This is a genomic window from Brevundimonas naejangsanensis DSM 23858 (assembly GCF_000421705.1).
GTDB classification, from domain to species: Bacteria; Pseudomonadota; Alphaproteobacteria; order Caulobacterales; family Caulobacteraceae; genus Brevundimonas; species Brevundimonas naejangsanensis.
In genome coordinates this window covers 201294-213665 of sequence record NZ_ATXN01000003.1, presented here as the reverse complement: position 1 = coordinate 213665, position 12372 = coordinate 201294, and the positions used below count along the sequence as shown (strand labels likewise).

Genomic DNA, 12372 nt, shown 5'->3' with positions numbered 1-12372 from the left:
CCGAAATTGAACAACGTCGCGCCGTCATCCGGCGCGCCTGACCGCAACCGCCAGAAGGAGATGCGCAAAACCTCCCCGGCCAGCCCGTTGCCGCACCTGTCGCCTCGGCAGCCCACTGACGGGAGCCTGGCTGCGACCGAGGTGTGCGCACGAATGCTCAGGCCTCAAGAAGGCGGCACCTCACGCCCCTCAGGGCCACCGACGCCTTCGATGAAGGCCAGGCTGGTCTAGCACCGTGGCCGAAGTCGTCGCCCTCGGAGTGTAGGGTATAGGCGCTGCGCACCAGTTCGCCGTCGGCTTCCCAGCCGTCATCGACCGGACCCGGTTCGTCCGACCAGGAACGGCCGCCGCTGCTCGGGACATAGACCGGTTCAGCGCCCGAGTGGTGATAGGCCATCTGGCCGTCGAACATATTGTCCACCGGGACCTTGGGTTGGTTGACCGGCAGCTGGTGGAAGTTGATCCCGATGCGGTTCGCTGGGCGTCGTTATAGGCGAAGGCCCGGCCCAGCAGCATCTTGTCCGGCGACAGGCCGATCCCGGGCACGGTGTTGCCCGCCTGATCGATCTGGGCGAAGAAATTCCGGGTTGCGATTCAGCGTCATCGTGGCGACTGGGATCAGCGGACAGTCCTTGTGCGACCAGGTCTTGGTCAGGTCGAGGGGGTTGAAGCGATAGGTCGCCGCCTCGTCGTAGGGCATCATCTGGACTGACAGGTCCCACGCCGGATGCTCGCCGCGCGCGATGGCGTCGAAGAGACGACGGGTCTGTTCGGCTCACCCGAATGGAAGGACGCCGTCCGCACCACCTGGTCCTCAGGGCCCTGGAGCGCCAACTGGACTCTGCGCCACTTCATGAGCCCGGGACGCCATGTGACGCCGAAACTTTACGACGTGTATGAAACCGACCACGTCTTCTACACCGACCTTTCGGCTGCCTATCAACTCAACGAACGCGTTTCTCTCTAAGGAGGTCTGCGTAACGCCTTCGACAAGGCGCCGAACGTGCTCCGGGTGCAGTAGCCGGCGGCGCAAACTTCGAATTCGGCTATCAGGCCGGCACCTATGACGTGATCGGCCGCACCTTCTACGTCGGCGTCACCCTCCGTCGATAGGCCGGCCCCAAGTTGGGAAGAACGCCGCATCCCTCCGGCTGTTCTCCCGGTCAGGCGGCGCCGTCCTGCCGGCGCCGCCTGACGTCCTTTTAAGACTTGCGCGACTCGACGGGTCCCGGGCCGACCCCGCTCGCCCTGACATCGGCATTTTCGGTTCGACAGTCAGCACACCTTTGCGATCGACTAGATGCGTCCAAGGAACCGCGCGTCCTAAGGCGCACTCCCGATCGCTTGCATGGCGGCGTCATGCGCGCCGCCAAGGTTTCCGCCCTATCGGACCACCGCGCTCAAGCGGTGTGAACAGGGCGAGACGCCTCCCCTCGAGGCTTCGCCACGGCCGCTTCCGACACCAGGCAATCCCTCGATCTGGATAAGGAAGCGACTCGGCCAGGGTGCGCCCAGAGATAGGCCGAGTCGCTTGTGCGCCGCTGCGGGAAGCAGGACGGACCCAAGAAGGCTGATACATCTATGAGGGAGCGGACGCAGCGCTGGCGACCGCGACTTCCGGAGCCGGAGTCGCCTCCCCTTTCGCCGCGACATCATGGATGTCCGACGGTTGATTGGCGAGGTCGGTGTGGGCCTGCTCCCATTTGGCGATGACGCCGGCGGCCACGGCGTTGCCCACCACGTTGGTGGCGCTGCGGCCCATGTCGAGGAACTGATCGATGCCCAGCACAAGCAGAAGCCCGGCCTCGGGCAGGCCGAACTGAACCAGGGTGGCGGCCACGACGACCAGGGAGGCGCGAGGCACCCCGGCCACGCCCTTGCTCGTCACCATCAGCACCAGCAGCATGGCGATCTGTTCCCCTAACGACAGGTCGATGCCGTAGGCCTGGGCGATGAACAGGATGGCGAAGGTCGCGTACATCATCGAGCCGTCGAGATTGAAGCTGTAGCCGAGCGGCAGGACGAACCCTGCGATACGGCGCGGCACGCCTGTTTCCACGAGGCGTTCCAGCGTCCGGGGATAGGCGGCTTCGGAAGAGGCCGTTGAGAAGGCCAGCATCAACGGACCGCGAATGGCGCGCATGAGCGGCATGATCGCCCGCCCCAGGACCAGAAAGCCGGCCAGGATCAGCAACGCCCACAAAAGGCCCAGCCCGATATAGAACTGGCCGATGAATTTGCCGAACACGAGCAGCACGCCAAGACCTTCGGTCGTGATAACCGCCGCGATGGCGGCGAAGACGGCCAACGGGGCGGTCAGCATGACGTAGCCAGTGACTTTCAGCATGACCTCGGCGACGGCATCAACGGCCCGAACGAGCGGCCTGCCGGCGTCGCCGATCGCGGCCAGGCCGACGCCGAAGAACAGAGCAAAGACGACAATCTGCAGGATGGAGTTGGTGGCCATCGCTTCGACGATGGAGGCCGGCACGATGTCCACCAGGAAGGCGGCGAGATCCGGCGTCTTGGCGGTCACGGCGCCTGCGTCTTCGGTCGGCAGCGGCAGGTCCAGCCCGCGGCCGGGCTGCAATAGGTTCACCAGCACCATGCCCAGGGCGAGGGACGCCAGGCTGGCGCCCATGAACCAACCGAGCGTCTTGGCGCCGATGCGCCCGATGGCGCGCCCGTCGCCCATGCGCGCCACGCCCGCCACCAGGGTGGCGAATACTAGAGGCGCGATGATCATCTTGATCATCTTCAGGAAAATGTCGGACACGATCGAAAAATAGCCGGCGACCCGCTCCGCCGCCCCGGCATCGCCCAAGGCCTGATGACAGAAGAAGCCGGCGACGACGCCGAGCAGCATCCCGATCAGGATGACGAAGGTAAGATTGCGGGGCATGACGACAAACTCCAGACACGATGGGCGGCGCGAGGCGAGCGGCAGGGCTCAACCGGCTCGCGGTTCGATGAGACGGACGATTTGGGAGGGGAGCGCCATCAGACAGCGCGACGGGAACCCTAGGGAGCTGACGACGCCGGTCTATTTCGTCGCCGGTCACCGCGCTCCAGATCTTCCACCAGAGCCCGCAGCCCTTCGGCGTCGCCGATGTGCAGCATGCCGTAGATGGGAATATCGGCCATGGATGCATCCGGCAGGCGGATCTTGTGCGACGAATAGCGGTTCAGCTCGTCGATCACCTGCGACAGCGGTTCGCCCTCGAACTGCAGCATGCCGTTGACCCAGCTGGCGTAGCGTTCGGCGTCGACCTTTCGGGCGGGTGAAAGGTAGGCGCCGCCTGCTTGGGCGGCGCCCGCGTCTCGACGCTTGCCGAGGTGCACCTGATGACCGGCGCTGGCGACCTGGGACAGCTGCAGCTTGGCGTTGCCGTCCTGATCGCCAGCCGTCACGCGGACGACGCCCTCGACCACAGTGACCACCACATCCTCACCCTTGCGGATGTTGAAGCGCGTGCCGATGGCCCGCACCTGGCCGCTGCCCACGTCGACGAGGAACGGCCGCCGGGCGTCATGGGCGACATCGAACAGGGCCTCGCCCTGCTCCAGTTCCAGCAGGCGTTGATCACGTCCCAAGGCTGCGCGCACCACGGTGTGGGGGCTCAGGCTGACGGTCGATCCGTCCGCCAGAGTCACGATGCGGCGTTCGTCCGCTCCTGTGCTCATCAGGGTCGCGCCGCGGTCGCCGAAGGCGCCGTGCGCCAGAAACAGGGCCGTAGCGGCCAGGAGCGGCAGCAGAACGGACGCGGCGATCAGCTGCCAATTTTGCGGCCCGCGCGTCGGCTGCCTGGACGACAGGCGAGGCGGCTCCAACTGGCCGAGGTCGCCCCACAACGCCATGATCTCGTCATGCAAAGCAGTCTGCTCCGGCCCCTCACGGCGCAGGCGTTCCAGCGCCTGTCGCGCCTCTAGAGGCCCGGAGCCGAAGTCTGCCGCGACGATGCGATCGACCATCTCCTCGGCAGGGGTCGGGCGGGGGTCAATGCTGCGCCTCATAGCCAGTCCTCCCGGCCGCGGCCCTGTTCGCTCACCGCTTCATGCAGGGCGAGAAGAGCCCGCGACATGTATTTCTGGACCATGCGATGACTGATGCCGAGCGCGCCGGCGATCTCCGGCGTGGTCATGTTCTTGAACCGCCGCATGACGAAGACGTCGCGGCACTTGGCCGGCAACTGATCCAGCACGATGTTCAGGGTCGCCTGCAGGTCCTCGAGCCGCCGTCGGTTTTCCTGCTCAGGGGGCACCGCTAGGGCGACGTCGTCGACGTCCAGTTCGGTCTGCACAGGACTGCGGGCGCGACGCCGTCCCCGGTCATGAATCAGATTGCTGGCGATACGAAAGAGATAGGCGGCTGGATATTCAACGTCGCGGCGCTCGCCCGACTCGATCAGTCGGGCGAACGCCTCCTGAACCAGGTCATCTACCTCGTCACGCGAATAGACGCGGCGTCCGAAGAAATCGCGCAGCGCTCCTTCATAGCGACGCAGGAGCGCGGCGTCGATCTGGCCCGGCCCCGCCACGGCGTCAGGATCAGATGCGCGCGCGGGCTCGCTCCTGTTCGGGGTCATGTCCAGCTCCGTCCTCAACACGCCCTCTCCCGACCGCCTCTATCAGTAAGACGCTACGGATGAGGCAATGCGAAATCGGCGGACGCCTTTTGGGCGATAAATTCGCTCCAGTCAGGCGCCAGCAGCCGCACGGAGGCGATCAGATCGCCGCTTTCCTGGGCATGCTGGGCGATCTCGGCGGCGCGGACATAGCCGAGATGCGGCACCAATTCGGCCGCCAGAGCCGTGCTTTGCGCCAGGTTCTGACCACAGCGGACCGGATCGGCGACGATGCCGTCGACGCAGTGCAGGCGCAGGGCGTCCGCGCCACGTGTCAGCAGCGTGGCCGCCTCGTGCAGGGACCAGATAATCACCGGCTCGAAGGCGTTAAGCTGGAGTTGGCCGCCTTCGGCCGCAAAGGTTACGGCGGCGTCGCAGCCGAACACGCGAAACGCCAGACAGTTGATCGCCTCGGGGATAACCGGATTGACCTTCCCGGGCATGATGGACGAGCCCGGCTGGCGCTTTGGCAGATGAATCTCGCCTATCCCTCCACGCGGCCCGCTCGACAGCAGCCGCAGGTCGCTGGCGATTTTAGACATCTTGGCGGCGACCCGCTTCAGCATGCCGCTGTAGAGCACGAACACGCCAGTGTCCGACGTTGCGGCGATCAGATCATCCGCAGCCGTGACCGGCAGGCCCGTCACCTCGGCCAGACACGCCGTCACCCGCGCCCGATAGGCCGCATCGGCGCCCAGTCCCGTCCCGATCGCTGTGCCCCCCAGATTGACCGTCAGCAGTTCCGAGGACACCTGGCGAAGGCGCGCCGCGTCGTCGCGTGTAGCGGCGGCGAAGGCGGCGAACTCCTGGCCCAGCGTCATCGGCACCGCGTCTTGAAGCTGGGTTCGGCCGAGCTTGGGCAGGTGGCGGAAGGCTTCGGCCTTGGCGGCGAAGGCCTCGGCCAGGCGGTCGAGCGCGGCGGCCAGCGTCTGTCCCTGGCGGTAGGCGGCCAGGCGGATCGCCGTGGCGTAGGCGTCGTTGGTGGATTGACCGCGGTTCACATGGTCGTTGGGATGGATGACGTCATAGGCGCCGGGCGTCAGGCCCAGGCGCAGAAGCGCCAGGTTGGCGATGATCTCATTGGCCGCCATATTGGTGGATGTCCCCGCCCCGCCTTGGCAGACGTCCAGATCAAAGGCGGCGTGATGCGCCCCGGCGATTAGTTCGTCGCAAGCCCCGACAATGGCGCCGGCGACTTCAGGCGACAGGCCTTCGGTCTCGCGGTGCGTGAGGGCGGCGGCCTTCTTCACCTCGGCCAGGGCCACGATCAATTCCGGCAGGTCCGATACCCGGGTCTGGCTGAGGTCGAAATTCGTGCGTGCGCGCTCGGCTTGCGGGCCATGCAGGCAGTCGGCGTCCAGTTCGACCGGGCCGAGGGGGTCGTAGTCGATGCGGCGAACGGCGGCGTTGATCATGATTAAGGCGAAGCTCCCCTGGCCTTGTGACGCTTGTAGGAACAGGGACGCTCGCCGAGGCCGAAGGCGAACCGAACAGCGGCAGGTTCGCCTTAGGCGCGCTTCAGCGTCGAGTCCCTACAAGGCGCCTGTCGAGGGGCCGACCACATCGGAAGGAAGCGGAAATGAAGCTTGAGGGGATGACGACCTGGGCGGCGGCGGCAATGCTCGGGATTGCGACGCTGGCCATGACGCCTGCGGGCGCGGCGCTGGCAGAAGCGCCTTCGGGAATGGGGGCGCCTTCGGACAGCGAGCGGCTAGCGCCCGGCGACGGTCGGTTTGTGTTCGACGGCTGGTCGGGACCGGCGCTGCGCGTTTGGACCCATGCGCCCGAGAACGTCGGCCCCGCCACGCCGATCGTGATCGTCATGCACGGGCGTGGCCGCGACGCGGATCGCTATCGCGACGAATGGCGCGACCTGGCCGACCAGCATGGCTTCATCCTGGCCGTGCCCGAGTTCGACGCTGAACGCTTCCCCGGCGCCAACGCCTACAACCACGGCTATTTCCGCGACAAACAGGGCGCGCTTCGCCCTCGCCCGCTGTGGAGCTTCTCGGCGATCGAGCCGCTGTTCGACGATCTGAAGCGACGCTCTGGCAGTCAGGTCGAAGGCTACGGCCTCTATGGCCATTCCGCCGGCGCCCAGTTCGTGCACCGCTTCGTCCTCTTGACCCCTGAGGCACGCTATCGCGTGGCGATCGCCGCCAATGCAGGCTCCTACGCCTTCCCAGACTTGGACCAGGCATATCCCTTCGGGCTGGAAGGGGCGCCCGTCGATGAAGCGGGGCTAGAGGCGGCTCTGCAGAAGCCGCTGGTGCTGCTGCTAGGCACGGCCGACACGGATCCCGCCCACCCCAGCCTGCCGCACGGCCAAAACGCCGACGCCCAGGGTCCGCATCGCCTGGCCCGAGGCCAGGCCTTCCATGCCGCCGGTCAGGCCGGGGCGGAGCGCAGCGGGGTCAAGTTCGGCTGGCGCGTGGCCTATGCGCCCGGCATCGCCCATGACAACGGCGGGATGTCGGGCTTCGCCGCCCCCATCCTCGCGGGGCAGGCGCAGTAAAATTCGCGGCCCCGGGTTCGCATCGCCCGGGGCCGCGCGTCCAAAAATATAACGGCTCATGTCGCCGCCTACGCTTTGCGGACGGCGCCATAGAAGCCGAATTTGGGGAGCGAAACATGTTGAACAGAAAAGCCATTCTTTTGGCGTCCGCCCTGTCGCTGGCCGCCATGGCCGCGACGCCGGTTCTGGCGCTGGAGCAGGAGCGCCATTCGATCGTGCTGCCGGCGCAAAGCCTGCATGAAAGTCTGCAGCAACTGCCGCGGCTGACCGGCGTGCAATTGATCTACACCGACCCGGCCCTGCGCCAGCAACGCGCGCCCGCCATCAACGAGCGCCTCACGCCGGAAGAAGCCCTGGTTCGACTGTTGGCCGGATCAGGTTTCAAGCACCGCTTCGTCAACGCCAACACCGTGCGCATCTTCCGGGAGGATCAGGCGCAAGCCGAGACGTTTCCCGACACTGCCCTCTCGTCCGAGGCCTCAGCCGTAGGCGACATCGTCGTCACCGGCAGCCGCATTCGTCGCTCGACCTTCGACACCCCGACGCCGGTTGTCGGCGTCAGCGCCGATGATCTGCAGGAATCGGGCACGACTGAGCTGAGCGAAATGCTCGCGGACCTCCCCGCCGCGACCTCAACCCTCAACGACAGCACCGTGGCCGGGAACGTCCAGAACTCAGGGCTCAGCGCCATCCAGCTGCGTAACCTGGGCGACAACCGCACCCTGGTGCTGATCGACGGCCGCCGCACCGTGTCCAACAGCGCCAACGCCAACCGGGTCAGCACCAGCACCATCCCCTCCAGTTTCGTGGACCGGGTCGAGATTATCACCGGCGGCGCGTCGTCCGTCTACGGCTCGGATGCGGTGGCCGGGGTGGTGAACATCATCACCACGCGCGACACCGGTCTGTCGGTCCGCGCTCGCGCCGGCGTGTCCGAGGAAGGCGACGGCGAGGAACAGACCTATGAAATCCTGTGGGGCAAGAACTTCGCCGACAAGCGCGGCTATTTCGCCCTCAGCGGCACCTATGACCGCGATCACGGCATCCGCGCCGCCGATCGCGACTGGGCCACCCGCCAGGCCAGCTATGCCTATAACGCCGAACTCGGGCGCAATGAGTTCGAGACGCTCTACACTGACGCAAACGGCGTGCTGATCAGCGACTATCAGCCCGCCTCGTCCTTCCCGCCCAACGCCTATCGCGACCTCAGCGGCAACACGGCCGGCGGCGTCTTCTACGGCGCCAACTCCGCGCAGCGCCGCTTCTATGAGGGCGGCGGCCTGGTTCCGCTCGGCCCCAACACCCAGACCGGCGCGCCGGTCCTGCCGGGCCAGAGGGACGACGGCAACACCGGCTACTTCCTGGCCAACCGCGACGGCTATAACCAGCGTGAGCATCGCTCCCTGATCCTGCCGCGCGAGCGCTACCTGCTCGCGGCCAAGGCCGATTACGACCTTCGTCCTAACCTCAACCTGTTCGGACAGCTGCAGTATTCGCGGGTCGACACTCAGGAGCGTCGCGAGCCGGTCGGCCTGACCTTCAACTCGACCGTGTCCGTGTTCGATCCCGATACCGGCCTGCAGACCGACGAGACGCTCGGCCGCATTCCCTGCCGCCGCGCCGATCTGGGCGACTGCAACCCGACCGTTCCCTATGATGTGTTCGCCAATAACCTGTCAGCCAGCACCCAGGGCATCGCCTGGGCGCGCCGCTTCAACGAGGTCGGCTACCGCGACACGACAAACCGGCGCGACACTCTACGCAGCTGGGTCGGCCTGCGTGGCGACGCCTGGGGCGACTGGACCTGGGAGGCTACGGCCGGCTACGGCCGCTACGAACAGGAGCAGCACCGCCGTAATGAGATCAACGGCCTGGCTCTGCGCCACGGCCTCAACGCCGAACGCGGTCCCGACGGCGCCATCCGTTGCGCCGATGCGGCGGCGCGCGCGGCCGGCTGCGTGCCGGTCAATCTGTTCGGCGAAGGCGCCATCACGGCTGAAGCCGCCGACTATATCCGCGCCGACCTGCACCAGCAGGTGACGATCGAACAGCACACTCTGCAGGCCTTTATGGCCGGCTCCGTGATGCAACTGCCCGCCGGGCCTTTAAGCGCGGCCTTCGGCGCCGACTTTCGCAAGGACAGCCAGAGCCTCCGCGGCGACCGCCTATCGAACCTGGGCGGGACCTCGGGCAATCCCGTGCCCGACTTCGACGGCGAGATCTCGGCGATCGAGAGCTTCGCCGAGGTGTCGGTCCCGATCCTGGCCGACCTGCCGTTCGCGCGCATGCTGAGCCTGGACGCTTCGGTGCGTCTGGCCGACTACGACATCGCCAAAGTCGGCACGGTGTTCAGTTATCGGGCCGGCCTGCAGTGGGCGCCCAACACCGATCTGCGCTTGCGCGCCCAGACCGCCCGCTCGCAACGCGCGCCCGACATCGCCGAACTGTTCTCGCCTCCGCGCGGGGATTTCGACACCGTCAGCGACATCTGCAGCAATGTGACGCCCGCAACGGCTGGCCGGATCGCCGAGCGCTGCCGCGAAGAGGTCGGCATTCAGGCCGCCTTCGCGGAGGCGCTGAACCAGGGCAATACGGTGCGCTATCGCCAGTCGGGCTCCTCGGTCTACAGCCCCAATGGCGGCAATCTGGACCTGAAAGAAGAGACGGCGGACACCCTGACCCTGGGAGCCGTCTATACGCCCAGCTTCATTCCCCGGCTGACACTCTCCGTCGATTACTACGCCATCGACATCAAGGACGCGATCACCCAGTACGCGAATGAGGACATCCTCATTCAGTGCTACGCCAGCGACCGGTCGATCGCCGACAATCCCTTCTGCGCGGACGTCAGCCGCAACCAGAACGACGGCCAGATCTCATCGCTGACCCAACGGCAGTTCAACGTCGCTGGGCTGGAATCCTCGGGCATCGACGTGGCCCTGCAATACCGCTTCAACCTGGATGCTATCGGCGTCCCCGGACGTTGGGACCTGCGGTATGACGGCTCCCATGTCCTGAAGCAGAAGCACCGGTTCGAGGGACTGGAGGGCGAAGTCGTCACTGACCAGCGCGGAGACCTGTCCCAGGGCAGCTTTGATTACCGGGGCCGCGCCTCCCTGTCCTGGCGCCTGAACGACTTCCGGCTCCGTTACACGGTCAAATACCTGAGCCCCACTCTCGACAGCCGCTTCCGCCTGCAACAGTACGAGGCGCTGCTGCAGACCATGCCCGACGCCGAATACCCGCTGTTCCTGCGCATTCCCGAGATGTGGGAGCACGACCTCTACGCGGGCTATGACCTGGACGTCGGAGGGCACGACATTCGCTTGTACGCGGGGGTCAACAATCTGCTCGACGAGGTCAGCCCCTTCCTGCCTTCCGGCGACGTGTTCAGCGGCCGCCTGGCCAACTACAACGGGGCCTACGATACTGCGGGCCGTCGCTATTACTTTGGCGTCACGGTCAAGTTTTAAGACGCCCTAAAAATCTACCTGCCGGCGGCCATCGTCCCGCCGCCGGCAGCCTGCTGCCGTGACGGAACCCTCGCGCGCGAGCGGCATGAGATCGCGCCGCAACCACCGGATATCGAATCGTCCTGTCCCAAGCGGCCAGCATATGAAGATGCTGGACCCGCGGCTTGCTCGCGGCAGCGGTCGCGCATCAACTTGTCCCCTACGCTGACCCCGAACTCAGCGGTTCTCGGGTGAAAGTTCCACCGGACCAGCACGCTCGAACAGGCCGGTTATGTCCAGGCGTCGGGCGAGCAGGCTCTCCAGAGTGTAACCGTCCAGCACCGTCAGAAAGGCAGCCAGGGCCTGGTGCAGAGCGCCTGTCAGGCCGCAGGCGGGCGCGATGATACAATTGCCGCAATCAACCAGATCGAAGCCGTCCTCCCCGAGACGCCCGGGCGCGCGAATGAGCGGTCGTCAGGGCGCGCACGTGCTGGCCTGGCCGAGCAGACCCCTATCGGGACTGCGGACTACTACCTGTGCGGCCAGCGCCCCTTCCTCCGCGCCCGGGTGTCCGACCTGCGGGCCGCCGGCGTGTCCGAGGACCGCATTCACTATGAGTTCTTCGGTCCGGCCGACGAAATCCTCGCGGCCTGACGCCATTTGAGCCAGGCAGCCTCCTCAGGCTGCCTGGCCGCCTCGCATTAGATGACGCCTGGGCCGTTCTGCCTTTCAGCACCAAGGGCTGCAATGCACGTGGTGCGGACATCGGCGCCGAGCCTCGTCGCCCGTTTAGGTCCAGGCCATTTTCCGACGCAGCGAAGGGATTTCGCTCTAGAAACGGGCAGTGACGAAGACCGACGTGTAGAACAGGTCCTTTCCGTCGCCGGTTTCTTTCAGAAAGTCGCCCGCAGAGACATGGTTGACCATAAAGCCGGTGGAGAGATGGCTGTTCCAGTCGTAATCAACGCGGGCCGTGGTGCGAAGGCCGACGTCGCGAGATTGCCCTTCGGCGGCGCCCCCGGATCAGGGCGGGGGCCAGGCTATAGACGCCGTCGTCGCGCGACAGACGGCGCAGCGTGGTCACGCCCAGGTTCGCGTTCAGCCTGGGGATCGGATTGAGGTTCAGGTTCAGACCCGCCTGGACCATGTTGGTATAGCCGAACTCTGTGGTGAACGATTGGCCTCGCCCCCACAAGGCGTCGAATCCCTGCGCCTTGTCGTCGCTGGCGTCATCATCGCCCGACCCGGCGTCGACGCGGGCGCCGATCCGCGGCTTCCACGCTCCCGGCAGCTGATAGCCCCCCTCGAAGCCGACGAACCAGGCTTCGACATCCTGGCCCGCAGCCGTCTCGCCGTCCTGCAGCATGGCTTCGACGTCATAGGTCAGGGCGCCCTTCTTCGCGGCCACGCGCAGAGAATAGGTGTCGCGCTCGCCGATGAAGTCGGAAACGCGCGCCGCCTCCTGATCGGTATGCCGCCAAACCTGTCGCAGATTCTTGGGGCATCGGCTCGAGTTCATAGACGTGCTCGCCTACGCCGAGGGCCTATTATACAGATTATTGAAGGCTCACCCGCAGCCGTCGATAGGCTGCTGGCTCGCTTGGGGCCGGACAACCGACACACCGATATAGTATGCTCGGAAAGCATTGGGGGCGGGAGCGGGCCTTTCCAGTGTGGGTCCAGTGTGGGCAATGGAAGTACCCAAGGTGCGTCCTGACCGAGTGGAGATGTCAAGACGCGATGGTGCTCGAACTTGCGGCCGCACAGAACGATCACGCGA

The 12372-nt window shown here is 66.0% G+C and carries 9 protein-coding genes and 1 pseudogene; 4 read left to right on the top strand and 6 right to left on the bottom strand.

The annotated features are described in order from the left end of the window. Nucleotides 1–157: 157 nt before the first annotated feature. Nucleotides 158–715, bottom strand: a pseudogene (locus H556_RS15645) (catalase). Nucleotides 716–727: 12 nt separating this feature from the next. On the opposite strand from H556_RS15645, the gene H556_RS0108475 reads away from it, so the two are divergent. Beyond that, nucleotides 728–967 carry a hypothetical protein gene (locus tag H556_RS0108475; RefSeq protein WP_024354026.1) on the top strand — a complete coding sequence of 80 codons (240 nt, stop codon included), beginning with the start codon at nt 728–730 and terminating at the stop codon, nt 965–967. 612 nt (nt 968–1579) lie between these two features. Here the strand turns inward: H556_RS0108475 and H556_RS0108470 are convergent. The 4 genes from H556_RS0108470 to H556_RS0108455 form a co-directional block, all read right to left on the bottom strand. After that, entirely contained in the window at nt 1580–2902 is a 1323-nt protein-coding gene (locus H556_RS0108470; protein WP_024354025.1) for a dicarboxylate/amino acid:cation symporter, read from the bottom strand. Nucleotides 2903–3021: 119 nt separating this feature from the next. Continuing rightward, the gene (locus H556_RS0108465) at nt 3022–4014 is read right to left on the bottom strand and encodes a FecR family protein (protein ID WP_024354024.1); all 993 of its coding nucleotides are present in this window, start codon (nt 4012–4014) and stop codon (nt 3022–3024) included. Continuing rightward, nucleotides 4011–4586 (bottom strand): RNA polymerase sigma factor, encoded by a 576-nt coding sequence (locus H556_RS0108460; RefSeq protein WP_155802445.1) that lies wholly within the window; start codon nt 4584–4586, stop codon nt 4011–4013. Before H556_RS0108460 ends, H556_RS0108465 begins: the two co-directional genes overlap by 4 nt. A 53-nt stretch (nt 4587–4639) precedes the next feature. After that, entirely contained in the window at nt 4640–6040 is a 1401-nt protein-coding gene (locus tag H556_RS0108455) for an aspartate ammonia-lyase (RefSeq protein ID WP_024354022.1), read from the bottom strand. A 164-nt stretch (nt 6041–6204) separates the two neighbouring features. Here H556_RS0108455 and H556_RS0108450 point away from each other — a divergent pair, with 164 nt between their 5' ends. The 3 genes from H556_RS0108450 (at nt 6205) to H556_RS16540 (ending at nt 11246) form a co-directional block, all read left to right on the top strand. After that, nucleotides 6205–7140, top strand: a complete 936-nt coding sequence (locus tag H556_RS0108450) for an alpha/beta hydrolase family protein (RefSeq protein WP_024354021.1) — start codon at nt 6205–6207, stop codon at nt 7138–7140. 116 nt (nt 7141–7256) lie between these two features. After that, nucleotides 7257–10613, top strand: coding sequence for a TonB-dependent receptor (locus H556_RS0108445; RefSeq protein WP_051130241.1), 3357 nt, complete (start codon nt 7257–7259; stop codon nt 10611–10613). 345 nt (nt 10614–10958) lie between these two features. After that, complete coding sequence (locus tag H556_RS16540) at nt 10959–11246, top strand: hypothetical protein (protein ID WP_024354019.1); 288 nt, start codon at nt 10959–10961, stop codon at nt 11244–11246. Between the two features lie 307 nt (nt 11247–11553). Here H556_RS16540 and H556_RS0108430 read toward each other — a convergent pair whose 3' ends face one another. Beyond that, a complete protein-coding gene (locus H556_RS0108430; protein ID WP_024354018.1) occupies nt 11554–12111 on the bottom strand; it encodes an alginate export family protein in 558 nt (185 codons plus the stop codon). Nucleotides 12112–12372 lie beyond the last annotated feature (261 nt).

Bases quoted from the DNA above. Each gene is read 5' to 3' on its own strand.
- H556_RS0108475 (WP_024354026.1), top strand. From the start codon at position 728: ATGCTCGCCGCGCGCGATGGCGTCGAAGAGACGACGGGTCTGTTCGGC.
- H556_RS0108470 (WP_024354025.1), bottom strand. From the start codon at position 2,902: ATGCCCCGCAATCTTACCTTCGTCATCCTGATCGGGATGCTGCTCGGC.
- H556_RS0108465 (WP_024354024.1), bottom strand. From the start codon at position 4,014: ATGAGGCGCAGCATTGACCCCCGCCCGACCCCTGCCGAGGAGATGGTC.
- H556_RS0108460 (WP_155802445.1), bottom strand. From the start codon at position 4,586: ATGACCCCGAACAGGAGCGAGCCCGCGCGCGCATCTGATCCTGACGCC.
- H556_RS0108455 (WP_024354022.1), bottom strand. From the start codon at position 6,040: ATGATCAACGCCGCCGTTCGCCGCATCGACTACGACCCCCTCGGCCCG.
- H556_RS0108450 (WP_024354021.1), top strand. From the start codon at position 6,205: ATGAAGCTTGAGGGGATGACGACCTGGGCGGCGGCGGCAATGCTCGGG.
- H556_RS0108445 (WP_051130241.1), top strand. From the start codon at position 7,257: ATGTTGAACAGAAAAGCCATTCTTTTGGCGTCCGCCCTGTCGCTGGCC.
- H556_RS0108430 (WP_024354018.1), bottom strand. From the start codon at position 12,111: ATGAACTCGAGCCGATGCCCCAAGAATCTGCGACAGGTTTGGCGGCAT.